16 protein-coding genes are annotated in these 25,331 nt (G+C 61.5%); all 16 read right to left on the bottom strand.

Going from position 1 to position 25,331, the window contains the following annotated elements; all coding sequences use genetic code 11:
* Nucleotides 1–2 precede the first annotated feature (2 nt).
* The 16 genes from GMET_RS02875 to GMET_RS02800 all read right to left on the bottom strand — a co-directional run bounded on the left by GMET_RS02875 (nt 3) and on the right by GMET_RS02800 (nt 25,315).
* A complete protein-coding gene (locus tag GMET_RS02875; RefSeq protein ID WP_011365688.1) occupies nt 3–3,857 on the bottom strand; it encodes a cytochrome c in 3,855 nt (1,284 codons plus the stop codon).
* 66 nt (nt 3,858–3,923) lie between these two features.
* The gene (locus GMET_RS02870) at nt 3,924–7,307 is read right to left on the bottom strand and encodes a CxxxxCH/CxxCH domain c-type cytochrome (RefSeq protein WP_004512272.1); all 3,384 of its coding nucleotides are present in this window, start codon (nt 7,305–7,307) and stop codon (nt 3,924–3,926) included.
* 529 nt (nt 7,308–7,836) lie between these two features.
* The gene (locus GMET_RS02865; RefSeq protein WP_238378968.1) at nt 7,837–8,280 is read right to left on the bottom strand and encodes a hypothetical protein; all 444 of its coding nucleotides are present in this window, start codon (nt 8,278–8,280) and stop codon (nt 7,837–7,839) included.
* 68 nt (nt 8,281–8,348) lie between these two features.
* Entirely contained in the window at nt 8,349–9,185 is an 837-nt protein-coding gene (locus GMET_RS02860) for a cytochrome c biogenesis protein (RefSeq protein ID WP_004512270.1), read from the bottom strand.
* 48 nt (nt 9,186–9,233) lie between these two features.
* Complete coding sequence (locus GMET_RS02855; RefSeq protein WP_004512269.1) at nt 9,234–10,556, bottom strand: cytochrome c biogenesis protein ResB; 1,323 nt, start codon at nt 10,554–10,556, stop codon at nt 9,234–9,236.
* A gap of 30 nt (nt 10,557–10,586) precedes the next feature.
* Nucleotides 10,587–16,133 carry a CxxxxCH/CxxCH domain c-type cytochrome gene (locus GMET_RS02850; protein ID WP_004512268.1) on the bottom strand — a complete coding sequence of 1,849 codons (5,547 nt, stop codon included), beginning with the start codon at nt 16,131–16,133 and terminating at the stop codon, nt 10,587–10,589.
* Nucleotides 16,134–16,393: 260 nt separating this feature from the next.
* On the bottom strand, nt 16,394–17,455 hold the full coding sequence (yedE, locus tag GMET_RS02845) for a YedE family putative selenium transporter (RefSeq protein WP_004512267.1): 1,062 nt from the start codon (nt 17,453–17,455) through the stop codon (nt 16,394–16,396).
* The gene (locus GMET_RS02840; protein WP_011365687.1) at nt 17,455–17,994 is read right to left on the bottom strand and encodes a hypothetical protein; all 540 of its coding nucleotides are present in this window, start codon (nt 17,992–17,994) and stop codon (nt 17,455–17,457) included. Before GMET_RS02840 ends, yedE begins: the two co-directional genes overlap by 1 nt.
* Nucleotides 17,995–18,159: 165 nt before the next feature.
* Nucleotides 18,160–19,065, bottom strand: coding sequence for a phosphate/phosphite/phosphonate ABC transporter substrate-binding protein (locus GMET_RS02835; RefSeq protein WP_004512265.1), 906 nt, complete (start codon nt 19,063–19,065; stop codon nt 18,160–18,162).
* Between the two features lie 37 nt (nt 19,066–19,102).
* On the bottom strand, nt 19,103–19,972 hold the full coding sequence (locus GMET_RS02830; RefSeq protein ID WP_004512264.1) for a GeoRSP system SPASM domain protein: 870 nt from the start codon (nt 19,970–19,972) through the stop codon (nt 19,103–19,105).
* Nucleotides 19,973–20,008: 36 nt separating this feature from the next.
* A complete protein-coding gene (locus GMET_RS02825) occupies nt 20,009–21,007 on the bottom strand; it encodes a GeoRSP system radical SAM/SPASM protein (protein WP_004512263.1) in 999 nt (332 codons plus the stop codon).
* The gene (locus GMET_RS02820; protein WP_011365686.1) at nt 20,997–21,311 is read right to left on the bottom strand and encodes a GeoRSP system PqqD family peptide chaperone; all 315 of its coding nucleotides are present in this window, start codon (nt 21,309–21,311) and stop codon (nt 20,997–20,999) included. The genes GMET_RS02825 and GMET_RS02820 overlap by 11 nt, the downstream gene beginning before the upstream one ends.
* A 186-nt stretch (nt 21,312–21,497) precedes the next feature.
* Complete coding sequence (locus tag GMET_RS02815; RefSeq protein WP_004512261.1) at nt 21,498–21,818, bottom strand: cupin domain-containing protein; 321 nt, start codon at nt 21,816–21,818, stop codon at nt 21,498–21,500.
* Between the two features lie 63 nt (nt 21,819–21,881).
* The gene (locus tag GMET_RS02810) at nt 21,882–23,783 is read right to left on the bottom strand and encodes a permease (RefSeq protein WP_004512260.1); all 1,902 of its coding nucleotides are present in this window, start codon (nt 23,781–23,783) and stop codon (nt 21,882–21,884) included.
* A 19-nt stretch (nt 23,784–23,802) separates the two neighbouring features.
* Nucleotides 23,803–24,741 (bottom strand): hypothetical protein, encoded by a 939-nt coding sequence (locus GMET_RS02805; protein WP_004512259.1) that lies wholly within the window; start codon nt 24,739–24,741, stop codon nt 23,803–23,805.
* Between the two features lie 13 nt (nt 24,742–24,754).
* Nucleotides 24,755–25,315, bottom strand: a complete 561-nt coding sequence (locus tag GMET_RS02800) for a hypothetical protein (protein ID WP_004512258.1) — start codon at nt 25,313–25,315, stop codon at nt 24,755–24,757.
* Nucleotides 25,316–25,331 lie beyond the last annotated feature (16 nt).

Below are 25,331 nucleotides of genomic sequence, written 5' to 3'. Positions count from 1 at the left end.
CATCAGGGGGTGTGAATGCCAGCACTGCAGGCTCCGATCCCACCCTTGCATTCGGAGCCGTTGTAGGTCTTGTTCGCCTTGCGGGTAAAGCTGCCCACATGGTCCGAGCCGACCATGTACGGCGCCGGGTCCGTTTTAAGGACGAACATCGACTGTCGGGGAGAACCGTGGATATTGGCCGCATGGCACATGGAGCACTTGTACCCGCTGATCCCCTGCCGGAAAGCGTGCTCCAGGTGCAGGTTATTGGTGCCGGAACTGTAACCGCTGGAACCCTGGGTGCCAGTGGGGTCCGCGGAAGAAATGCCGTACGACAACGGATTGTGGCAGAGGCCGCACATCTCGGCCGGGCCATGGTTGGCCATGTCGACCGTCGAGGCCAGGGTCGGCTGGTAGTTCCCCCGGAGCATGTAGGGGTTCGCGGAGGCATGCCCTCCCTTCGGGTCGTTCGCACCGGTGTTGCTGTTCACGTGGCAATCGGTGCAGGTCATGATGCTGTTCTTGTTCCAGGGGGTCCCGGCGGCGAAGTTGGACGGCGAATCCGCCGGCACCCGGGAGTTGCCGATGATGGCATGGCCCGACTTGTAGGTGGGGTTCAGCTGGATCGCCAGGTCGGCGCCGCCGTAATTGGTGCCGACCCACCCGGCCTGGTTGGTGTTGTAGCTGCTGTGGCACTTGAAGCAGATCTGCCACTCCTCCGAGGCCGGGACCAGGGCATCCGGCCAGACTACCGTGGTGCCGGCGGCCCGGGCCGTGGACCACGCGTTCCAGGTGGGGGGGGTGACCCCCATGGCCCCTTTCAGGGCGGGCGAGAGATTGCGGGGACCGGCCTGGATATGAAGCCCCTTCTTGGAACCATGGTGGTTGTGGCAGTCGTCGCAGGTGACGTGCTTGTTGGCGGAGAGCTCGGCCCTGGTCTCGCCGGCATGGTGTTTGTCAACATAGGCGGCAAGCTGGACCTGGTGTTTGTGGGTCAGGGCCGCGTCGTTGAAGTCGGCGGCGATGTTCTTGGTCCGGGCGGTCATGAGCGAAGTGCTGTACCAATCGTACCGCGGCGTTGACAGATACACGTTGATGTTCGGGGTCGTCGTGCTGAAGGGGGCCACGTTGCCGTGGCACTTGAAGCAGTAATCGGCCTTCTGGGACGAGGTGACCGGGGCGCCGAAGGTGGTCAGCATCTGGGGGATAGAGCTGGTATGGTTGCCGAACTTGATCCGTGAGGTCCCCTGGGCATTGTAGCCGGATTTCGGGTTCAGAGTGTCGTTGTGGCACTTCGAGCAGTTGGCGACAAATGAGTTGGTGCCGGTTCCGGAGAAGGTGGAGCTTACCGTGTAGTTGTGGGCCGAGCTCATGTAGACGAAGATCTGATTCTGAACGGTATCAGGATAGGGGATCGCCGGCTTTCTCTGGGAGCCGTCCGGCTGGGTGTAGCCGAGGTTCGTCTGCGCAGTCCGGTGGCAGGAGATGCAGATACCGCCGTTCTTCGTGGCATCGGGAATGAAGTCGGTGTTGGCGTAACTGGTCGTATCGGCGGCGGTCGGGGTCGTCGATATGTCGGCGCGGAGGTTCTTGGCCCGACCGCTGCCGGCGTTCAGGTTGATGTCGGGGCGGAAGATGTCGTGGTCCACGTGGCACATGAGACAGCTGCGGTTGGTGTCGGTGGCCCCTCCCGTCAGGGCGGGCTGCGCGATGGTGCCGTACGTGATGCTGTCGGTGTTCTGCAGATAGTGGTGGTACCCGTTCGATCCCTTGAGGGCAGAGGCGAACTTGCCGCTGTTGTGGCAGTTGGTGCAGGCTTTGCCCCCCTTGGATTCCTCCCCTTTGAAGGCAATATTATGAGAATGGCAGCCGACGCAGTCAATGCCGTTGTTGTGGCTCTTTCCGCCGGTGTTCTTGGTGGTGTTGTAGTTGTGGTACTTGTTCCTGTTGTGGCAGACCTCGCATACCCGGTTGGAAGTGGTGTGATTGTCGTCGTCATGCCCCATGCTCGTGAGGTTCGTGAAGCTGACGGAGACGCTCGGGGTACCGGAGGAACTCCAGTTGCCGAAGGGAGCGGTTATGGAGGTTCGGACCCGCTTGATGTTGGCCGACTTCATGGTGTGGCAGGTGGTGCAGGAAAAGGCGCCGTACTTGCCGCCGGTCACCCCCCAGCCGCTCGGCCATTTGTTCGATCCGAGGATGGCACTGTTGTGCAGGAGCGGACTGTACTGGGTGAGGACGATGGAGGGAAGCACCGTGGGGCTCGTGCCGAGCACACCATCCACGTCGTTCCAGGTGACCCTGACCCAATAGGTGCTGCCGGTGGTTAGGCCGGCTATGGTGTACTGGTAGGGGACGGCCGGGTGGGTCGGCGTGGTCACCGCCGTGACGAAACCGGTGGACGCGGAAACGCTGCTGTACTCGATGGTGATGTTGTTGTTGCTGTTGTCGTCATTCGTATAGCCGACCATGACCGAAATGCTGGTGGGGGATGCCCACATGGCGGAGGCGGAGCCGGCGACCGTCTTGTTCTGCGGTGTGGCCGTGACGGCGGTGGACCATGGGGCGGTGGCCGCATAGTTGAAGCAGCCATCGTATTCGAAGATGCGGTAGTAATACGTCCCGGCCTGGACAGTGTCGGTGGCGGTAACACCCGATCCGGCGTAGGCTACCGTCCCGCCGGTCCCGAACGAAGAGCCCACGGTATAGGAAGTGCCATCAACGGGCATGGTGGTGTCGGTGTTCGCCCCATACCGGACTATTACCACGTTCTCTCCTGCAGCGCCGAGGGTCCAGTTGAGGGTCACCGATGCGACGCCGCCGGTGTTTGTCCCCCACACGGCTGCAGTGCCGGGGACATTGTCGAGGGTGAGTGTCGTGTCCGCCGTATCCGTGCCGGCCGCCACCCCGGTCGAAGGGGTGAAGGCGGTGACGGCGGCCGTGGTGGCGGTTGAACCCGCCGGAGCGGTGGGGTGATCCTTGTACGTTACCAGAACCTTGTAGTTCTTGACGGTCGTGTCAACGGGGATCGGCGTACCGCCGCTGAAACTCCAGGTGTTGGTTCCCGGGTTGTTCACGGTGGTGAAATACTGGGTAGTCCCCGCCTCGTCCCAGATCGACATGCCGGCGATGGCAGTGCCGTTGGTGGTCGTGACGGTGAGGGCGGTAATACTGTCGGTCCCGGTGGCGGTCGTGAAAGAGAAACCGTCGAGTTTCTGCAAGGCATCACCGGGGCAGACGGTGGCGTTCGTGCCGGTGGCACCGTTGCCGAGCGTCGTCGGCGGGGTGTAGGTGACGGTGACCCGCACGTAGTCAATACTGAGCGTGCCGCCGATAGTCGTATCATTGTCTGCGATGATGACGCCAAAGTTCGCACTGTTGACATCAGCGGCCGTCCAAGTGGTTCCCCAGAGGTCGGCGGCGCCCCCCTGGGTCACCTGGCCGTTGGCGGTCGGAAGCGTGACGCCTGTCTTCGTGGTACCCGCCACCGTGGAGTTGCCGGTCTTGGTGAGCGAAATCTTGATCATGCGGTTAGCGGTAGTCGTGTTGCTGTTGAACCCCCAGATATCGACAGTAATGCCATTGATCGTCGATCCGGTCGGGATGGCAAAACCGTAATTGGTACCAAGCAGGTATGCCGTGCTGGAGGATCCGGCGTAGGTCGCATAGGTGCTGTTCTGTGTGTAAATGTTCGTCGCACCCGTCCAGCCGGATGTCGTTCCGGTCGCAACAGCATTCGGACCCGATGTAGCGGCAAGAGACAGCCTCCCCCCATGATGGAACAGAACAAAACCCGCGCCCAACAGGAGTGCGACAACGAGAATTACTTTTCCCCACCACCCATTGCGGGTACTGCCCCTTGGCTTGAGTGCATGCATCTGTCGACTCCTTGTATCTGCTTCAACAGTCGAAAATAATTATCATTCATTCGTTTTATGCGTCAACTACAAAGCCGGGTGGCAACTCTGGCAACCGGTGGCGCCACCGGTGGAAGTCCAGGTGACAGGCTGCCCGTTGTGACAGGCGATGTTCGAACAGGTCTTGGTGGCCCCGTTCCACATGGAGGCCGTGTTGAGCGCATTGGCGGCCTGATCGTACGAGCCGGAGCTCTTGTAGGTTCCGACCCGGTTCCAGGTGGTCTTGTAGGGCTGCACGACCGCGCTGGCGGTCCTCACCTCGGCCTTCGATTTTACGGCGACTGCCGCGAAGGAGACATTCACCTGCCCGCTCACATGGAGAGCCTTGTTGGCGATGGCGGCGCTGTTGCCGACAAGGGCGCCGACGGTATTGCCGCTGTAGTGGCAGGTCTTGCAGACTACGTTCGAATCGTTCCGGGCGCTGGTGACCGTCAGGTTGTGGCAGACGTTGCAGTTGATGGTGGTCGAGTATGCGCTGTTGCCGTGGCTGTTGGTGGCGCCGGTTCCGGCGGTGGCGAGACCGCTTGTTCCGGTAAAGATGTCGTCGGAATGGATCCCCACCACATGGCCGTTGCTGACCCCCGTGCCGACAAAATTGGTGTTGTAGTGGGCCGGCGAGCCGTTGATGGTGCTGTTGGGGGAGTTGCCGTGGCAGCTGGCGCACCGGTCGGTAAAGCTCCCGCCGTACCAGTCCGGTGTTGTGGCGTAGACAGGGTTCGCTGCATAGCCGTTACTGTGGCAGTAGATATTCAGGCACTTGACCGAGGATTTGCTGGTGCCGATCGTGCCGCTGTTGGCTGTTCCGGCGGTGCCGAAAGCGGTTATGGCGGCACTGTTTTTCGAACGGAGCGTGCTCACACCGCCGACGGCAGGACGCAAATCCAGGGTGATGCTGCCGTTGGCGTGATTGACGGCGTCCAGGGGATGGCAGTTGGAGCAGCCGAAGTAGTACTTGCCGGTCGTATCGTCGCCCGATGAGCGGTTGGCCGTAAAGGTGTAGAAGGTCGGCGTCACCGTTACATCGATATGCTTGGCGTGGGTGGCACTGAGACTGGCGATGGGATGGCAGGAGCCGCAGTTGTAACTGTTACCCCACTGCGGGGCGGGAGACTGGTAGGTCCCGGACCCGTTGCTGTGACAGTAGATGTTGGTGCAGGTCTTCTGCCCCACGGTGCCGTTGTACGTCCCGTTCTTGTTGGCGCCGGAGAGGTTGAAGAAGACGCTGGGAGTGCCCGCAACGTGGTAGCTCGGCGTAGTCGGGCGGATGCTCGTGTTGTTCTTGGTGGTCTTCTCGTGGCACTCGTTACAGGCGATGGTGCTGCTCGTGACATGCTTCGGATGGCTGTTGGCCGTGGCCGATCCCGGCGCGCCGGCGTTGGTGTAGTCGGGCATGCCGTTGGTGGTGGAGCGGCCGTGGCACGAGGTGCAGGTGACGCTTCCTGTCCACCCCTGCCGCGCGTAGACGCTCCCGCCGTAGACTCCGGGGAGGTTGGCCGCAGCAACACTGGTGTTGCCGGTGGAATGGCAGTAGAGGTTGCGGCACGTGGTGGCGGCCGAGGAGTAGGTCCCGAAGGGGTTGGTGGGGTCGAACTTCACGTCCCGCGTCTTGTTCACGTGGCTGGTTGAGTTGGCGAAGGCCGGGGCGATGGTGGCGTTGGCGGTCACCTGAACTTTGCCGCTGTGGCATTCGGCGCAGGCAAAGCGGTAGGGATAGGCGCTCCCCACGTGTTTCGTGTGGGGGGTTGAGGCCGGCGGCGCAGCGGCGGTGACGCCGTGGCAGGTGCCGCAGGCGCCGCTGGCGGCGTTGCCCCAGGTGGGGGTGGCATAGGTCGTGGGGGTTGCCTTGCCGTCGGAGTGGCAGTAGACGCTGGAGCAGCTGCTGTAGCCCGCCCCCGGCGTGGTGGAGCCGTTGTAGGTGGCGGTGGCGCCGAAGTAGTTGGCGATGTTGACGTTGATCTCGTAGTTGGCGTGCTTCTGCGGCATGCTGGCGACATGGCAGACCGGGCCGCAGGTGGTGAGGTTGCTGGTGAAGGCGGTCTTGTCGTAGGCGTGGCAGATGGCGCACCTCATGTCCAGATCGGTCAGGCCGTAGACCCGGCTCAGGTGCTTCTTGTGACTGCCGGAGGAGATCCTCCGCTGGATCATGGTGCCGGGAAAGCCGCCGTGGGTGTCGCTGCCGGTGGTGCCGTGGCAGGTGCCGCATTTGCCGGTGGCGCCGCTCCCCCAGGTGGGAGTGGTGTAGAGGGGAGGCCAGGTGCCGCCATCGGTCTGGCCGGTGGAGTGGCAGTAGACGTTCTGGCAGCTGCCGTAGGTGGAGCCGGGGGCCTTGGTGGACGGGGTTGCCGGCTTGGCAGGCTGGCCGTTATAGGTGCCGCCGGCGGCAGAAGAGGTGTTGTCGAAGGCGATCGTTACCTGTCCGTTCACATGGTTGCCGGTATTGACGATCGTCATGCTGGAGTTGACGGTGGCCCCATGGCACTTGACGCACTTGATCTGGGTATAGCCGATGCCTTGGCCGTTGACGTGGCCCTGGTGGCTGCCGCTCGTAATGGCATCGCCTGAAGCGATATCCGCTTTGTGGCACCCCTTGCAGCTGAGAGAACCGCCCCAGGTGGCGCTGTTGTTGGGAAGATCGAAGCTGCTCGCCTTGTTGCCGGGGCTGTGGCAGTAAAGGTTTCTGCAGGTGCCGTTGCGGGACGGGTTCTGGCTCGGCAGATAGTTGGGGTACCTCACGTTGCCGGTATAACGGCCGAAACCGTTGTTGGGCGCCGTCGTGAATTGCACGATGAGTCCGCGGTTGCCGGCGCTGGTGGCATGGTCGAAGGGCCGCGCCTCAAGGGTATGGTCGGGGTGGCACCTGGCGCAGGAACTGGTGGTGAGGCCGTAGTAGTCGCCATGCTTCTTGCCACTGCCCGATGTGGCGGGATGGCTCCCGTCGGCAGGGGCTGCGCCGTGGCATTTGTTGCAGTCGGCCGGGGCTGAGAGCGGGGTTAAGGCCCAAGTGGGGGTAACCGTCTCGAAGTGGCAGTTGACATTGGAGCAGGTCCCGAGGGTTGGATCCGAGCTCTGCGCAAAGAGGGTGCCGCGGCTGTAAACCCCTGTGGCCGGTGAACCGTTGACGTTGCTCGTGAGGTTGATGAAGCCCTCGCGGTGGCTCGTGGTGTAGCTCGTGACCCTCCCCCCGTGGCAGGGGGTGCAGCTTGTGACCGTCGCGCCCGGTGCCATGTGGGTCTGGTGGCTCCCCTTGAAGGCACCGGTAGTGATATTGCGGTATGCGGTATCGTTGGGGCGGATGTCCGCAGTTGCAGTTGTGCCATGGCAGTCATAGCACTGAATGGAGGCACTGGCACCCGTTACCGCCAGAAACACCACAGAAAGCACAGCGGCTGTTGCCGCTATCATCGACTTCATATCATGCCTCCACCGACTCCAGATGCATGTCGTTGCTTCGTCTTTCCTGCCACGAGATGGCGATTCCTCTCAGCAAGCGGCACGAGATGATGCATCGACCGGTTTTTAATGAATGCAAAAACTGCTCCCTAATAAACTTTAACAGAACACATTAACCACACCGAATCGCCGTAGAATCATATCGACGCTCTTCCTCCCCCGGATCGCACATTCGCGGGAAACTTGTCCGCCCAAGCCTGCCGTAAGGGAACCGGCAGCGCGTCGGCCTTTCGACACAGAACCCGCTCAATCATGTCAAAATAACGGACAAGGGAACAAAAACTACGTCATTTGACCGAGCCCGACTGCCGATTACTGTTTGAATCCATGAAACAGGGACATGCGCCGGGGAGACCCCGGCCCTCTTGTCCAGGGTACCGTCAGAGCATGAAGGGAATTAACAGCTGAAACTGCTGGGGAAGCTGGGGAGAACGAAGGGGATACGGCATGAAACTACCGAACTAGGTGTTCAGCTCAGGGAGCGGCTCACTCACTTCAGGGGAGTCATGTCTTTGTTTCTCTTGATTTCCGGCCAGGGCACGGTCGTTGTACCGGTTTTCCCTGAAATGGTTGTTATGTGGGTTATGGTCCATTTTTCTGCGTGTTTCTTCAGGGTATACCCCATCTCGTAGACAAAATCCTTTTCCTCGTAATACGTTTTGCCGGTTTTCATCTCCACATATCTGAAGTCCCACACTTCGCGGGTTTCCACAATGGCCTCATCCTTTCGGCGCAATTCAATCCTGTTGAATGTGAGCTCTTTCAGGGCTGATTCCATCCGAAGTTTCCCCTCACCAATGGCAGACATGTGATAATAGGCCTTGGTAGCCAGTTCAGGGGTTGCGACCTCCTGAAGGTAGTTCATGTTCAACCCCTTGTATCCTTCGACAAGAAGCTGGTTGTAACGGGCAATACCCCTCTTGATCTGCGCCACATCGGCACTGTCACGGCCACAACCGGCAGACAAGAGACACAATAGCGCGAATACGAGAATTTTCCGTATCACCTGAAATACTCCGAATGGATGGATGTCTCCAGCAAGGGCGTAAAATAGAGCGCCACAATCGATACGAACGTGCAGAGCAGGTAAAAGTAGGCTGCCCGCTCCCCTTTCCAGCCGAAAAACCTGCGCAGGTGAAGATACATGCCAAATGCCCCCCACGTGATGAGTGACCAGGTTTCCACGGGATCCCACCCCCAGAATCTCCCCCATAGCTGATAGGCCCATATGGAACCGGCAAGCATGGCAATGGCCCAGAACACAAAGCTGAATCCGGCAAAACGGTAGGCGTAGACGTCAACGACTTCGATGGATGGAAGCCGTTCCAGCCATGTGTACGAGGTTCTGGTTTTCAGGATCAGGACCAGGGAAAATGCCAGTGCGACAAGAATGGTTGCCACTGAAATCTTGTAAAATAAGACATGCAGAACAAGCCAGATGCTCCGCATGCTGGGGGGCATCCTGGTCATCTCGGGGTTGAAGAAAAGGCCCAGGGCAATGAGAAGAAATGTTGCCGGGAAAACGACGATGCTTGCCGGCTTGATCTTTGGATAAACCTTGCCGAACACAAGAAACAGCACCAGGAGCACCCACGCATTTGAAGAAAGGATTTCGTACCGGGCCATATACGGGCCATGGCCGGTTATCACCCACCGGTAAAGCAGGACAAGCCCGTGGATAGCGAGACCCAGGTATGCCAGGAAGTAGCTCCATTGCACAGCCTTTTTCTTCGTGAACACCACACCCCAAACATTGCTGATTGTGGCCAGCACGTACACAATAACCGCAATCCAGTGGACTGAAACATCTATGATAACCGGATCATTCCCATTGAACATGGCAACCGTTCCCTTCGTTCAAGCCCTCTTGTGAAGACGTAATCCAATTCACTGAACCGGCCCGGCTTCGGCTTGCTCGTGCATAGCGCCCAAGGCCGCCACAAGCTCGTCATATTCGTCACGGTAGAATTCGGCAAAGCGTGCAGCCCGCCAGGAAACCGCTGTTTGTGATCCCTCCCTCACCCACACCTCCCGCGGCACGACGAAGTAATTGAGGGAACAGCCACATACAATAATGAAAAAACCGAAAAATATGCCTGGCATACCGCTCATCGAGACAAGTATCAACCCGTTCCATGGCACGGCTTTGAGTAACCGGACATGGTAGTTCCCGAGAACGCCGCTTTCGCCAATCCGGAGCGGAAGTTCTCCCAAGAGCGCGGCACCATCGTACAACCGGAGGACGAGCAGCGGATTGCCGCTCAGCATATCCTTCCGGGCAGCATCGGCATAATATTTTGCCTTGATCTGAAAGGGCATCACGTTGAACTGAAAATCTCCATAGCCTGCCTCGTCGAGCCGCGGTGGGATTTGCAGGGGAAGTATGAGCACAACTTTCTTGCCGTCTCTATCGGCAAACTCAGCATAGAAGTCGCTGCCGAACCTGTGACTCTGGTAGATCTTGACGCCGCCGAGCCAGGCAGGCTGATTGATTCCGAGTGTAGCGCGTTCCACGGGCCGGTCCGGATACAGGAACGCAACGGTAGATTCAATCAACTTGATCTCGCCGTTATCCCAGAATACCGGATCGTGGGACTCAAGCCGGACGGCTGCCGGAAGCACAAACTTTCCGACAAACAGACCATTTTCCTCAACGGCCCATGGCGTACCGGGATAAACGGTTTCGCCCCTCTCAAGATTGAGAAGCCCACGATGCTGGGTTACCAGGATAACCAGCGACGAGGCCACCACGAGCACAATGCCGACGTGCAGCAGAAAGTTGCCCCAATACCCCCAGGGGTGTTTGACATGCCGGGACACTTCTCCCTGGTTGCCAATCCGCACATATCCGAATTTCCGCAGAATCACCGCCGATTCCATCGCTGTTTCCGGCAGGGAGATCCAGCCTTCGCCAGGAAGCCCTACCCGAAAAGTCCGCTCTTTTGCCAAACGGTACTGCTGATACGTTGACAGGGAAAGGGAAGCCAGAAAAAACGCAAGTAGGGTGGCAAACCACGGGGTCGTGAACATATGGTGCAGTCCCAGGAAATCGACCGCCGCAAGCAGCGGCCCATGGGACTCCCGCCACTTATCGAGAGCGCGGGAAGGCACTCCCATGTGTTGCGGAACAAAATAGGACAGCACTATCGCGCCAAGGATCAGCGCAAAGAGAGCGAGGATGGTAGTACGTGAGAGCAGAAACCGTTTCATCGCCTTGAGGTACGTCGCAAACCTAGACTATCACCATTTCTGACCGGCCCCTGAATGCTGGTTGCCGCATACCCCGGCGGTGGTGCAGCCGTTCTCGGTAATGGTTCCGGAGGTCGGCCTGACACCGCCATTGATGGCAATATTCAGACCAGTGCTCTGGCCGTTCGGCCAGTAACGAAGGGGCGCATTCGGTCCCGTAAGCAGCCGCAGCACCTTGCCGCCATGGGGTACCCGGATATGGCACTGGACGCACGCATAAGCATGCTTGGTATCTTTATTAGTATGAGCGTCACCGCCGCCCGCCCACACGTGGCAACTGAAACAGAAGTTACCCGTGGGCACGGTTGTTGTTCCGGTGCCCATCACAAAACCGGTGGTGCCGTTTGTTCCGTTATTGGCAGCAGAAGTATAGGGCCAGTTGTAGTACTTCGTGCCGGTCGTGTTCGGATTCAGCATCCATTTCACCGTGGAACCGTGCGGCCCCTTGGAAGAAGCGGAATCGGCAGCGTGGCAGTCGGAACAGGTCATGACGCTGCCGGGGGTCCAGCCGCCCGTCAGTGCAGTCGAAGCGAGACGTCTGTTGCCGGTTGCGGGCAGCGCCTGGATCACCGGGTGATACGACTCGTTATTGGGGTTGAACTCCAGCCCGAGGTCGGTGAATGCTTTCGACCCCGCCCCGCCCCAGGTCGTCACATTACTGTTGGCGCCGGAATGGCACTTGAAGCAGATCTGCCATTCCGCCGTCGCTGCGGCAGGGGCTGTGCCATAGGCCGATTGCGCAGGTGCCGTCCATAGCGCCGGCCAGGTGGGTGTGGTTACGCCGGTCGCCCCCTTCAACACCTTGGGCAGCGTCGTACCGCCGGCCGTATGATTTCCGGCTCGCGCCTCGTGGGGGTCGTGGCAGTCGTTGCAGGAAATATGCTTGTTGGCGCTCAGGTAGGTGAACGTCTCGTCCGTGGGCGATGGCTTGTGCTTGCCGGCGTAGGCGATATTTTCGACACCGTGCCCAAATCTTGATGTGGTTGCAGTGGTTCGCCAGTTGTAGGTGCCGGCGGGGAGCGCGAGAGCCGCGGCATCCGTCCCATAGTTACCGTAGGCATAGGTCACGTTCAAGGCAGTTGTTCCCGAGCTATGGTAGAACTCAACTTCACAGATCAGGGCATCCCCCGGATTGAGCGTCACCGCTGAATTGGTGGTGAATGCAAGTGCGTTGTTGGTTGCCGTGGTAGGAATGGCAACCGTGTCCTGGGCAAAGTTATTCGGCGCTGCGTTCGTGTTCAACGGCGTCGCCGTTGCCCCATCCCATTTGTAAACGGTAAACCGGGTGTAGTCCGTGGTGGTGCCGAACGAACGGTATTCCCTGATCGTCAGGGTAAAGGTGGAACCGGATGCAATCGTTACCGTATTGTCAATCTGTGGCGATATGAACTGGATGCCCCGATCATAGCGGGCTGCCGTAGAGCCTGTGGAAATGACCGTCGTCGCATTGATTGTACCGGATGTGGGCGCCATATCCTCCTGGGTGAAGGTATTGGTGGTATAGGTCCCGGAACTGTATTGGTAGGCTGTTGGCTCGGTTGCCGGTGGAACGGCGTTTATTGCCCCCGTGTCCCGCAGGTACAGGGTGGATGATGCCGTGGTCGTGTAGGTAGTGGAACCGACTCCGCTGAAGACCGTCCAGATGTCCTGGGAAGCTGCGGTCATGGCGGCAGTAGCGTAATAGTCCTTGTTTGCTGTCGGCTTTTTGGTCCCGCCTATGGCATCCGTTGCGTTGCTGTGGCAGCGGTAGCAGAAGAGCGCATCGATGCCGTCTGTCTGGTTCGTGCCGAGGCTGGCGTAGATCCTTCTCACCTCCCGGTCGTGCACTGCGGTGGTCATGCCGGAGAAGACGGCGACCTCGTTCCGGCGGCCGTTATGGCACTTGGTGCAGTCGGAGTAGAAGACCTTGCTGTCGCGTTTCATCACCGAACTTATGGCATACTCGTGGGCCGAGCCGGTGTAGTTGTTGAGCACAATGGCGGCTGTTTTCGTGGAATTGGCCTCGTTCTTCACCCGGACGTTGCCGGTGTCCTTGAAGAGCTCGCTGTTGTGGCAGCTGACGCAGATGCCGCCGGAGCCGGTCTTAAAGAAGTCCCTGTTGCTGTACCCCTTGGTGGCGGTGACTGAGGAGTAGATCGACATCCGCAGGTTGCCGGCACTGCCGTAGGTGGTGTTCGAGGCGTTGAGGTTCGGGCTGAAGGTGCCATGGTCCACGTGGCACATGGTGCAGCGGCGGTTCACGTCGTTGGAGCCGGCAGTGTCGCCCGGTATTGCCTTGGGATAGGAGGCGCTCGAACCGGAGTAGTTGCGCATGGCATGGTGGTAGCCGGTGTTGTTGCTGAGGTTGACCTTGTGGCAGTCGTCGCAGGTCTGCTTGTCGTTCCAGGATACGACATCGGTGGACTTGGCGCCGGAGAGGCCGGTCGGGTGGCAGGAGACGTTGGAGCAGCTGCTCCCCGATGTGTTGTAGGTGTAGCTGGTCGTCACCGGGATTGCCGCGCCGCCGATGTTGTCGCCATCGGCAAAGGTGCTGCCGGCGGTCACGTCATACCCTTTGTCTATGTGGTTGACCTTGTTGGTTATGCTCGTATTGGTGGTTGTCGTGCCGGCATGGCAGTGCAGGCACTGGGGATCGCTCGCCGCAGCGGCGCCCGACCCGGCATCGATATGGAGCTGGTGGGCGTTCCCCTTGGACGAGCCTTTGTAGCTGATGGAGCCTGAAGCGTACAAGGGTGCGGCGCCACGATAATCGGCGGTATAGGTGGCATTGCCGTGGCATTTCTGGCATCTCCCCACGCCGGCGGTGTTGGCGGTGGTGGCCCATGAAACGGCGGCGCCGGTGCCGCCTACGCCGTTTGAGTGGCAGTACGTCTGGTTGCAGACGGTGTTGCCGTTGGACCAGCCAAAACCGTTGTCGGCCGTCCCTGCCGTGCCGGTGTAGGTGTACGCTGGCTTCTTGCCCGGCGCGGTGTACCCGAAGAAGACCTGGGCCCGGTAGCTGCCGCTGGCGTAGCCGCTCAGGTGGATGGTTGTGGCCGGATTGTGGCACGAGGCGCAGGCAAAACGGTAGGCGGCGGCACTCCCCAGGTTGCCGGTGGAGTAGTTGGCGTATTTTGACGGAAGCGTGGCTGTCTCTTCCACATGCAGGGTGTGGGCACTTACGCCGGCGCCCCAGTTGTTGATGCCGCCACCGCCGGACGTGCCGTCATTGGCGCTGTGGCAGGAGTTGCAGTAGGTGGTCCCGCCCCAGGCAACTGAAGCTCCGGCCCCGTGGCAATACGTATTGGAGCATTTCTTCAGGGCACTGTCATAGGTGCCGCTCGGACTCAGACCGCTCAGGTTGAAGAAGACATCGTGGCTCGTGGCGTTGACATGGTAGCTGGGCGTAGTCGGCCGGATGGAGGTGTTGTTCTTCGTGGTCTTTTCATGGCACTCGACGCACTGGATGGTGCTGCTCGTGACGTGTTTCGGGTGACTGTTGGCCGTATCGGAACCGGGCGTGCCGGCGTTGGTATAGTCAGGCATGCCGTTGGCGGTGGAGCGGCCGTGACATGAGGTGCAGGTGACGCTTCCGGACCATGTGACACGCGCATAGACCTTGCCGCCGTAGACGCCGGGCAAATTGCCCGATGCAACGCTGGTGTTGCCGGTGGAATGGCAGTACAGGTTGCGGCAGCTCAGGCTCGCCGTGGAGTAAGTGCCGAAGGGGTTGGTCGGATCGAATTTCACATCCCGCGACTTGTTCACGTGGCTCGTCAGGTTGGTGAACGTCGGGGCGGCCGTTGAGTTGGCGGTCACCTGAACCTTGCCGCTGTGGCACTCGGCGCAGGCGAAGCGGTACTGGTTGGCGATCCCCATGTGCTTCACGTGGGGGACAGAGGCCGGAGGCGCGGCGGCGGTGACGCCGTGACAGGTGCCGCAGGCGCCATCAGCTACGGTCCCCCAGGTGGGGGTGTAATAGGTGGGAGAGGTCGTAAGTCCGTTGCTGTGGCAATAGACGTTGGAGCAGGAACTGTAGCCGGTGCCGGGGGTCAGGCTTGCGGCATTGTAGGTGGCCGTGGCGCCGTAATAGTCGGGGATGCCCACATTGATTTCGTAGTTGGCGTGCTTCTGGACCATGCCGTTGTGGCAGACCGTGGAACTGCATGCATTCGGCGCATAACCGGTGAGGATGTAAGAATGGCAGGCGGCGCACTTGCGCTCGGCGCTGACGTTGCCGGTGCCCAGTTGGAAGAGGAGGTGCCTCGTGTGGCTGCCAGTGGTCATGGGGGTCGGCGTTCCGTAGCCGAAGCCCGAGGCGTCGTGCTTGGTCTGGATGCCATGGCAGGTGCCGCACTGGCCCGTTGCGTAGGTTCCCCAGGTGGGGGTCTGGTAGGTGGGGGGCCAGGTGCCGCCATCCCCCTGGCCGCTCGAATGGCAGTAGACCGTGGCGCACTGGCCCACCGCCGAACCGGGGGCCTTGGTGGACGGGGTCGCCGGCTTGGCAAGCTGGCCATTATAGGAGCCATTGGCGGCAGAGGAAGTATTGTTAAAAGCAACCGTTACCTGCTTGTCCACATGGTTGGCGGTGTTGACGATCGTCATGCTGCTGTTTGTGGTGGCGGCATGGCACTTGACGCACTTGATCTGGGTGTAGCCGATGGTCATGCCGTTTACGTGGCCCTGGTGGCTGCCGTTCGTTATGACGCTTCCCGATGCGATATCCGCCTTGTGGCACCCCTTGCAGGTGAGTGACCCGCCCCACGTTGCGGTGACGTTGCTCGTGTAGGGGGCGAAACCGCGACTGCCGTTACTGTGGCAGTAGAGGTTCTTGCAGGTGCCGTTGCGGGGGGGAGCCTGGCTCGGAAGATAGTTCGGGTAATTGGTATTGCCGGTGTAGCGGCCGAAGCCGCTGTTGGGTGCCGCATTGAAGGCGACGACAAGGGCGCGGTTGCCGGCGCTCGTGGCATGGGCGAAGGGCTTGGCTTCAGCGGTGTGGTCGGGATGGCACTTGACGCAGGAGCTGGTGGTGAGGCCGTAGTAGTCGCCGTGCTTCTTGCCGCTTCCCGAGGTGGCGGGATGGCTCCCGTCGGCCGGCGCCGCGCCGTGGCACGTGCTGCAGGTGGTCAGGGAGGGGTCGGCTCCCCAGGTGGGGGTGGCGGCTTCAAAATGGCAGTTGACGGTGGCGCAGGTGCCGAGGGTCGGCGTGGTGCTCTGGGCGAAGGAGGTGCCGCGGCTGTAAGTTCCGGTAGCGGGAGAATTGTTGATGTTGGCGGCGATATCGACATTGCCACTGCGGTGACTGTTCAGATAGGATGTTGCCCCACCGCCGTGACAGACGGCACAGTCAGCGGAAGAGGCTCCGCTTCCCATGTGGGTCTGGTGATTCCCCTTGAAGCCGCCGGTGGAGATATTGCGGTAGGTGGCGTCGACGGGGCGGTAATCCGTGGTTGCGCTTGTCCCGTGGCAGTCATAACACTGCATGGCGGCACCGGCACCGGTTACCGTCAGAAGCATCACGGAAATCATGGCGGCCGTTGCCACTAGTATCGGCTTCATATCATGCCTCCAGCACCCCATACGAATTTGCCTGCCTTCGGCCTCCCTGCCTCTGAACGTCGCCACGACATGCGGGAATTTCTTGGTAACTATAAAATTAGCAATTTCTATTCCATAAATCCCGAATGGGCGTCAATACCTTCCCTCAATGCAGGAGTCGGTTAGCGTATCGTCACGGGAAAAGAAGACGCTGAGTTCGGGTGTCAAAAAAGGGAACATGCGCGACGGTTGTCGCCTTTTGACGGGACTTTGACTTCCGCTCAGATACTCCGACTACGGAAGAGGAGGGAGGCAGCAAGTACCGAGGCGAAGCCGGCAAGAATCGCCACCTTCCCGGTCAGGGAGACCCCGGCCGCCGTGGCGGCGATCCCCCACGACTGCACCAGGGCGCCGCCGATGAACATCCCCACCACCACGAGACCGGCATCGGCATCCCCTTCGCCGGCCTTGATGAGCTGGCGGAACGGGCAGCCGCCGATGAGGACGGAGATCCACCCCGTGAGCCCCATGCCGAGGAAGCTCCAGAGGTGCTCCAGATGGGCGCCGGGCTGGCCGTGGAGACCGGGATTGAACCTTCCCGTGGCAAGGTTGGCGGCGACCGCCGCGGCCAGAAAGGCGAGCATCCCCCAGAGGGCGGGGGTCCGCTTCCCCATGAGGAAGACGTCCCGGATGCTGCCGGTGATGCAGAAGCGGCTCCGCTGGGCCAAAGCGCCGAGCACGACGCCGGCCCCCAGGGCAAGGGGTACGGGTGCATGCTGGGCGGCGCTCCCCTGGGTGGAGAAGAGGATGAAACCGGGACGGATGAGGAGGAAGACGAGGAGAAGGATGAAAAAGGCCGGTATCAGCGGACCACCGTGCCCCTGGCCCCGGCTCGTCTGGCCCGGTTCAACCCCGTTGGCAAGCCCCCGGAGCCCTGCCCAGACCCCGGCCACGAGCCCCGCGACCCCGGCAACGGCGGTGAGGTCCCCGGCGGTCAGCCGGAGGAACAGTTTGATGGGGCAGCCGATGAAGACACCGCACCCCACCATGAGGAAGATCCCCGCGAAGAGCCGCGGCAGTGGGGCGCTCCCGCCCCGGGAACGGAACTCGCGAAAGAGGAGGGCACTGGCCATGGCGCCGAGGACGAAGCCGATCAGTTCGGGGCGCAGGTACTGCATGCGGGGGTTATCGTGCATCCCCAGGGCGCCGGCGCTGTTTTCGATGAAGCAGGAGACGCAGATTCCCGAGTTCTCCGGGTTCCCCCAGACCGCCAGGAGCGCCCCGAGCCCCCCGAGGAGAAGCCCTGCCGCCACCACCATCCAGAAATGCCGGTCCCGCAGCATCACTCGCACCCCCCGGCCAGCCTGCTCTTGAGGTAGTTGACCTTGGCGAGCGAGGCCGCCAGGCTCCGGTTGCCGGGATTGGCCGCGGCCCGGCCACCGATGCTCCTGAGCCCCTCGTCCACGAGCCCCTGAATCGCGCCGCGCCGCGACAGGGGGCTCCTGGCGTCCACGTAGTCGCCGTTGAGCTTCACCCCCGCCTCGAAGGAGGCCACCGCCTCGTCCAGGGCACCCATCTCCCGGAGGATCTCCCCCTGAAGGATGTAGCCGTGGGCCTCGCCGGGATAGCTCCTGATCAGCTCATCCAGCTTCAGGAGCGCCTCCTGGTTTTTCCCCGCCTTGCGCAGATCCTCCACCGGACCGTAGAGCTTGCCGATCAGCTCGATGCGGGCGCGGTAGGCCATCTCCCGCTCCACCGCCTTGCCGAGGCCCGCGGCCTTGCCATCCCCCGCGCCGTGGTTCATGGCCAGAAGGGCTGCGAGGGCTACGATCACGAACGCCAGAAGCGCCCAGGTTATTTTGTCGAAGGTGTCGTTGAACATAGTCACCATAAGCATGAATAACACGGAGAGACGGAGAACACGGAGGAATCAAAACCTATCTCCCAGAGAAAATCCATGACTGAGCATAGCAGCATCGATTCACAACTTATCTGTCAGGCTTGGTTTTTTCTCCGTGCCCTCAGTTTCTCCGTGTTATTAAATTTCTTAGTACTTCTGATACGGCGGCATATTCACCCGTTTCGCCATTTCGCGGATGGAGTCGTAGTCGCTGTCGAGGAGTTCCTCGTAGCCGTCGATCCAGGCAGCCTTCAGCACCTTGATCCGTTCGCCGTCCACCTCGGCGGTGTCGGCGGGTTTCAGGGCCAGGAGCGCCTCCTTTACCTTCTTCACCAGGGCCGGGTCGGCCCCCTTGGCCACGCCGAAGGTGCAGTAGGGAACCGGTTTGCTCTGGGCGAGGATGACGAAATCGTCGGCAGCGATTTTCCCCTCCCGGGTCATGGTTTCAAGGTCGAGGATGGGGGCGGCGGCCACGTCGTACTGGCCGTAGAGGACGCCGTAGATGAGCTTTTCATGCTTGTAGGAGCCGGGAGGAATGGAGTAGGTCCCCAGGTCGTGCTCCGGGTTGATGCCGGCGGAAAGCATCAGGTCGTACTCGGCCAGATACCCGGTGGGGGCCAGCATGGGGCCGAAGGCGAGGCGCTTCCCCCGGATGTCGGCGAGCTTTTCGATGCCGCTCCCCTTGCGGGCGATGAGGGCGCCGGCACTGCGGGCGCCGAATTTCCCCCGTTTCTCCGAGGCCAGCAGTTGAACCCCCTCGTTCTCGTGGAGGATGACGTAGATGAGGGAGTTGGAATGGGTGAAGGTGAACTCCCCGGCCTTGAACCGTTTCTCGAAATCGTGGGTATCCACCGGCACCGCCACGAAGTCGACGCCGCACTTATCGGAAAGGTAGCGGGTCAGGGGGAGGAAGCGGGACATGGTTTCCTGCTCGTTGTTGCAGAGCATGTAGCCGATCTTCACCACGGGGCGGCTCCCTTCGCCCTTGCAGCCGGCAAGGAGGAGCAGGGGGAGGAACAACAGCAGAAAACGCCTGAAGGTTGAACGTATCATCTATGGTTTCCTGTGACGGTGAGTGGCCGGCAATACCTTACCAGCATGCGGGGTCTTCCCCCTCCAGCGATTGATGCACGACGTATGCCCTTCCGCGGCATCCCCCCCGGCACTCCGCCACATCCCCGCACGCCATGCAGGCGCCGGGATGCTCCAGGAGCCTTTGCCGCACATCCTTCTTTGCCATGGATGCGATGATCTCCTTCAGGGACGCCTCCCCCACGGTGCCGAGGCGCACCGGCAAGGAAGGGCACGGATAGACCCCGCCGTCGGGGGCGATGGCGATCATGGTGTTTGCCGCCTGGCACCCCCCCTGGGGAAAGGGGACGCCGGGATTGAAGGCCCGCCAGAGGAAGGGGTCGTGAATGGTGAGCGTGAGCCCCGACGTCCCCCCCGCCGAGGCCAGGGCATCCGCCAGTTCCTGTTGCTCCCGGGAGGTGAGGAAGAAGGGAGGCTCGTCGCCATAGAGACGCTGCATGGGGAGCACGAGGCGGGTGATGCCGTAGCCCGGGCACTGGTGCATCAGGTCGGGGAGCTCGCGCCAGTTCCGGGAGGTCACCGCGAAGGATATCCCCACGGGCGCGATTCCCTTCCATTCCCCGGTATCGAGCTGACCGGCATGGTCAACGGCAAGCAGGAACTCCCGGACCAGCCCCTGTCCTGCAAGGGCCCGGACAGACTCGTCCCGGGTTGAAAGGGCAATCGTGATGATAACGGAAATGGAGCTCTCCCGGAACCGCTCCAGCACCGCTCCGAGCCCGTCGGGCAGGGTCGGCGCGGTGCAGGTGATCCATACCATGAGGGGCCGGCAGGGGACGATGTCGGCGGCGATTCCCATGAGCCGGGACGGCTCATGGGCGTCGGGGGGGAGGTCCCAGTAGATGGTTATGGGGGATGCCAGTTCCATGAATCATCCTTGATCCGGCAGGGAGCGGAGCGGGGATTACGCCCAGCAGTGGGGGTCGGGGCTGTTCAGGTCGCCGGTGAGGGCCAGGGCCCGGGCGGAGCAGCCGCCGAGGCAGTCTTCGTACTTGCCGCAGCCGGCGCATTTGCCCGTGGGCTTCTTGTTGCGCATCTTCTCCAGCACCGCCGAATCGCGCCAGACCTGCTTCAGGTCGTCCCGGACGATGTTGCCGATGACGATGGGGATGAAGCCGCAGGGGGTCATGTCGCCGTTGGCCTTGATGTTGAGGGAGAGCTTGCCGCAGACGCTCCCCTTGACGAGGCTTCCGGTGTCACGGGCCCCCAGAAGGGCGATGATCGGATCATCCAGGGAGATGTCGAGCCCCTTCTCCCCGTCCCTGGCGGCCAGGGCGCGCCGGTAGAACTCCTGCCACTCCTCCGGCGTCAGGTCCAGTTCATCCTTGTGGGAAAGGCCGAGCCCCGAGCATTTGAAGTTGTGGAAGTTGAGCTGCCGCGCCCCCTGCTCCCGGGCAAAGGCCACCAGGTCGTCGATGGCGGTATTGTTGATCCGGCAGATGACCGTGGAGATGGAGGTGTCGATGCCGGCCTCCGCCAGGTCCCCCAGGGCCGCCACGGCCCGGCCGTGGCTCCCCGCAACGCCTCGGAACCGGTCGTGGACCTTGGGGATGTGGCTATCGATGCTGATCCCCACCTTGGTGAAGCCAGCGTCCCGCAGCGCCCCGGCCATCTCCCGGTCCAGGAGCCAGCCGTTGCTGTTCATGGAGATCCGCAGCCCCAGGCTCCTGGCGTGGCAGGCGATCTCCAGGATACCGGGATGGAGAAGCGGCTCCCCGCCGCCGAAATTGACGGAGAAGACCCCGGCCTGCGCCACCTTTTCCAGACAGGCGAGAAGGACCTCCCGGGGGAGCTCCTCGTGGGTGTCCCCACGGCTGTAGCAGTGGCGGCAGGCGAAGTTGCAGCTGTTGTTGATGGCCCAGTTGATAGTCAACGGCGCTTCGAGGACAACCTCATTCGGCATGGCTGACGAACCCCTTGGCGGCCAGCTCGTCCAGGAAAGCCCGGACGTCCTCCCGGAGCACCGCCTCGTCCACCTCGAACTGTGGCAGGAGCTCCGCTACGATGCCGTCCAGGGCCCGGCCGTCGCAGAGCTTCCAGATCTCGGTCCCCAGAAAATTGAGGGAGAGCATGGTCCCGCCGGAGAAGAGGACCGAGGTCCCGGTCTCCTCCACTTCCTCTCCCCGGTCCATGGCCTCCTGGACCCGGGCCAGGGCATCGGCCTCCTCGCGCCACATGACGTTGGGGTTGCGATGTATCGTCTTCACGTTGTTCACCTTCCTCGCTCTCACAAACCACTGCTGAATAACACGGAGAGACGGAGGGCACGGAGAAATCAATACATTGCTTTGATTTGCTCAAATTCTGCACAAGAGATGTCAGTCTGACAACAATCTAGCAATAATGAATTTGTAGTACTCCGTGTTCTCCGTCTCTCCGTGTTATTGAAGGCTTTAATCCCCCTGCCCCGTTATGGAGGCGATGACGAGGTTCTCCTGGGACCCGTTCCGGATGCCGTGGTCCTCGAAGGCGGGAACGATGACGATCTGCCCCGTGGTGATGGTCTGGACCTGCTTGCCGGAAAGGAACTCGCCGGTCCCCTCCATGACCATCCAGATGTGGCTGCCGTGGTGGGTGTGGGTGATAATCTCCTGGCCCGGCTTCATGCAGATGAGGCTCACCCGGGCGTGGTCATCGGACCAGATGGTCTCCTGGTGGCGTTTTTCGTCGGTGAACTTCTTGAGTTTCTGGACATCAAAAACCTGTGATTTCATGCCATTCCTCCTGAATATGGTGATCTCATCCCGGATACGTGAAGGGCGCCGGCGGCACCCGTGTCAGGCCTTTTTTACCAGTTTCAGAACGGAGCCGAGCCACTCGGCGGTCCGGTTGAGAACCGTTGACGCGGCGGAAACCCGCACCTCCGGACCGTTGTCGGCAACGCCGGAGAAGGTCACGCCATAGCGGGACACAAGGAGGTTGGCCCCGCGGGTGTTCGCCACGCCGGGCACAATCAGGGCGCCCCCCCCGTTGGCATTAAAGTCCGCAAGGAGCTTCACTTCGGCATCGTTCAACCCGTCGGCGTGGTCGTCGCCGAAGAAGAGCCACACCTGGCCGCAGCCTGCCAGCACCCCCTCGGTAATTCGCGGCACATCATGCCTTTCGACCGCCTTGACGGTAAATCCCCTGGCACCCAGCTCGGCCAGGGTCTTCTCTCCCAGGAGCGATGCGGCATCGCCGGCACCATTGCCGAGGCTGTAGACGAGAATCTTGGCGGAGGCGGCGGTGAGGGAGTTCTCCCCGAGCCAGTCGGCGATGTTGCCGATGTAGGCCCGATTGTCATACCGGTTGGCCAGGGAAGCGGTGAAACGCCCCCGTACCCCGTCGAACACCACGGGTCCCCGGCCGTCAACCGCGTTGCTGTAGGTGGCGACAACCCCCTTGCCTCCCGGGTCCAGAACCATCCGCACGTTGGCATCCTGCTTCGCAATGACGGAGGCCTCCCCCCCCGACAGCGAAGCGACCCCCTTCAGCAGGGGATTCCCGATATCGACGCCGGGCGTGAAGACGAGAGCCTGGAACGCGTAGGCAATGAGGAGCGTTCCCGAGAGACAGACGAACATGTAGAGGAAAAAGACCCGCTTCCGGAAGAAGCTCCAGAAGAGCACCATGGTGGGCACGGCGGTGACCGGCCCACCGATCATGAACGCCAGGGCCGCGCCGGCGTCGAGGGTTCCGCCAAGGGAGCCCTTGATGTGGTGGATGATGCTGGAGGCGCTGATCTGGTGCAGGAACATGGGCACCGATGCCAGGGTCACCCAGAGGATGCCGAGGGGGTCCCCCTGGCCGAAGAAGCGGTAGACCCACTCCTGGGGCATGTACCGCTCCACCACGGCCCCGATGACGACGCCGACGATGACGTACTTCCCCACCACCCAGAGCATTTCCACGGACTTGGCCAGGAAGATGAGAAACTTGTTCCCGGTCCTGACGGCGATCCGGTTGCCGAACTGGCGCCGGCAGTTGCACCGGAGCCGCTCGTCGGGATAGTCCTCGTCGTGGAAGTCCCCCCTCACCAGGGCCCCCTCGATGAAGATTTCGTTTTTCCGGAACCCGGGCCGATTGCTGAGGAAGTGGGTGACGAGACCGGCGAAGATCCCCATGGAGAGAGCGGAGATGGTCCTGATGGCGGTCCATTCGGGGCCGAGATCGTTCAGGGTGAGGAGATAGGTGGAGGGGCTCAGCAGCGGCGAGGTCACCATGAGGGCCATGACCGGCGCCAGGGGAATCCCCGCCACCAGGAGGCTGATGGCGGTGGTCACGGTGCCGCAGGCGCACAGGGGGGTGATGATCCCCACGAAGGAGGCGATAAAGACGCTGAGCACGCCGTACTTCCGGAGCTTGGCCTGGAGCTTGACGGCGATCTTGAAGGTGCGGAGATATCCGGCGATGAGGATGCCGACGAGGAAGTAGGGGAACACGTCCCGGAGTTCGGCCAGGACGCCGTGATCGCTGAAGAACAGATCCCGGAGCTCGCTGCCGAGCCGCACGGGAAACGGGACCGGCGCGGCCCCGGAGGCTGCCGGGTGCCCCCCCGTGCCGGTGGACCCGACGTGCCACACCACCAGGGAGAGGGAGATGAGAATCATGGCGACGAGCATCCGGTTCCCGGACCCCGAATGGTGTCCGTGGACCTCGCACGCCTCCTTTGGTTTTGATCCGAAGATGTTTACAGCCATGCAGTCCCATCCATGCCGACTATTCCGAAACCGTCTTTTTCCGTTGTTCCTTCCTCAACCGCCGGGCGCATGACAGAATCGACCCGAACCCCATGATGGCGAACCCGGCGAAAACACAGGGTCTTCCGGGATCCCTCACCACCTGGATCCCAGCAAAAGGCGTGCCCACCTTATCCACATCCACTTGGGTATTGTAGAAATAGAGCCCGTTCCAGATAAAGGGGTCATTGACCGCGGCCGTTCCCGACACCGCGGGAGCGGAATCGCGCGTGAGGGCCAGATCGACCCAGAGGCGCTTCATGACCGGATTCTGGAACGCCACCAGCTTGAAATCGTAGGGGAAGTTCGCCGGGAGCGCCCTCAGCCCCCCGGTGTCGCAGGTGCCTATCAGCCGTCCGTCCTGAAAGACGGAGAGTTTGAGGACTTCCGCGGGGAACTGGAGCGAATCCGCCGTTACGCGGTAGGGTCCCGCCGCGAAGCTGTCGCCGGTCTTCAGGGTGTGGAGGGAATCCTTCACCGTCCCCCTGAGTACTCCCACCTTGACCGGGATCGGGTAATACTCCCGGTTGATCCGCTTGATGGTCAGCGCGGCGCCCAGGGGAACATCCCGTTTCAGGTCCCACCGGTAGACCGTGTCCACCGTGGTTCCCTCATAGATGTTGACGGTGGCCACGTAGCCGAAAGCCCGGGCCATGACGCCGCCGCAGACCACCAGCACTCCCAGGTGCAGGATCAGCACCGGCACCGAAATGGACCGGAACCGGCGCACCGTGCAGAGGACGAGGTTCAGGGCCAGCCCCCCCAGTAGGCAGAGGAAAACCGGATGGACGTAGAGTGCCCTGCTGTCGGTGAAGGTGCCGGGGATGGCCAGGAGGGCTGTTGCCAGGAACAGGATAACGGCCAGTTCCGTCGAGGCGAGGAAGCGGACCGTCCGTTTAAGGAGATCGGGCTGTGTCACGGGCACGGATGAATCAGATCAGCTTCTTCGCCTTGAGGAAATCCCTGACCGCCTTGCGGGACTTGCCGCCGGCATCCGACGACTTGAGCAACCGGGCATAGGCGTCGTTGTTCAGGGCGCCCGAAAGCTTTGCCAACAGTTTCGGGAGGGCCGGGTAGTTGCTCAGGGTCTCGACCGTGAGGACGGGAGCATACTGGGGCGAACCGCCGAAGGGTTCGAGCCAGGCAAGATTGAACGTGGAACGGTAGCCGCTCTTGATCAGGTCACGGGAATTCCCGCCGTTTGCCTCCTTCTGTTTTCCCAGCACCTCCAGGGCACGGTCCGGGGTTTCCACCAGGAGGTTCACCTCCCCTTTCCTCACGGCGCCGTACAGCTCCCTGCTGTCCCGGTAGACCTGAACCTTCACCGACGTCCCGGTCCGCTCGGTTATGAGGATGGAGATCATCTCCCCCAGCAGCCGCTCGTTGGCGGTATTGGAAACGCCGATGTGGAGCGTTCGCCCGACACAGGCCCCGGAGAGTTGAGCAACAGCGAGAATCGAAACCGCCACGATGCAGCAGAAAAGCTTTTTCATTCGTCACCCTGTCTAC

The organism is Geobacter metallireducens GS-15, assembly GCF_000012925.1.
Lineage (GTDB): Bacteria > Desulfobacterota > Desulfuromonadia > Geobacterales > Geobacteraceae > Geobacter > Geobacter metallireducens.
Note: the sequence above shows the minus strand (reverse complement) of the source record. Positions and strands in the feature narration are given on the sequence as shown.

Bases quoted from the DNA above. Each gene is read 5' to 3' on its own strand.
- GMET_RS02875 (WP_011365688.1), bottom strand. From the start codon at position 3,857: ATGCATGCACTCAAGCCAAGGGGCAGTACCCGCAATGGGTGGTGGGGA.
- GMET_RS02870 (WP_004512272.1), bottom strand. From the start codon at position 7,307: ATGAAGTCGATGATAGCGGCAACAGCCGCTGTGCTTTCTGTGGTGTTT.
- GMET_RS02860 (WP_004512270.1), bottom strand. From the start codon at position 9,185: ATGTTCAATGGGAATGATCCGGTTATCATAGATGTTTCAGTCCACTGG.
- GMET_RS02855 (WP_004512269.1), bottom strand. From the start codon at position 10,556: ATGAAACGGTTTCTGCTCTCACGTACTACCATCCTCGCTCTCTTTGCG.
- GMET_RS02850 (WP_004512268.1), bottom strand. From the start codon at position 16,133: ATGAAGCCGATACTAGTGGCAACGGCCGCCATGATTTCCGTGATGCTT.
- yedE (WP_004512267.1), bottom strand. From the start codon at position 17,455: ATGCTGCGGGACCGGCATTTCTGGATGGTGGTGGCGGCAGGGCTTCTC.
- GMET_RS02840 (WP_011365687.1), bottom strand. From the start codon at position 17,994: ATGTTCAACGACACCTTCGACAAAATAACCTGGGCGCTTCTGGCGTTC.
- GMET_RS02835 (WP_004512265.1), bottom strand. From the start codon at position 19,065: ATGATACGTTCAACCTTCAGGCGTTTTCTGCTGTTGTTCCTCCCCCTG.
- GMET_RS02830 (WP_004512264.1), bottom strand. From the start codon at position 19,972: ATGGAACTGGCATCCCCCATAACCATCTACTGGGACCTCCCCCCCGAC.
- GMET_RS02825 (WP_004512263.1), bottom strand. From the start codon at position 21,007: ATGCCGAATGAGGTTGTCCTCGAAGCGCCGTTGACTATCAACTGGGCC.
- GMET_RS02815 (WP_004512261.1), bottom strand. From the start codon at position 21,818: ATGAAATCACAGGTTTTTGATGTCCAGAAACTCAAGAAGTTCACCGAC.
- GMET_RS02810 (WP_004512260.1), bottom strand. From the start codon at position 23,783: ATGGCTGTAAACATCTTCGGATCAAAACCAAAGGAGGCGTGCGAGGTC.
- GMET_RS02800 (WP_004512258.1), bottom strand. From the start codon at position 25,315: ATGAAAAAGCTTTTCTGCTGCATCGTGGCGGTTTCGATTCTCGCTGTT.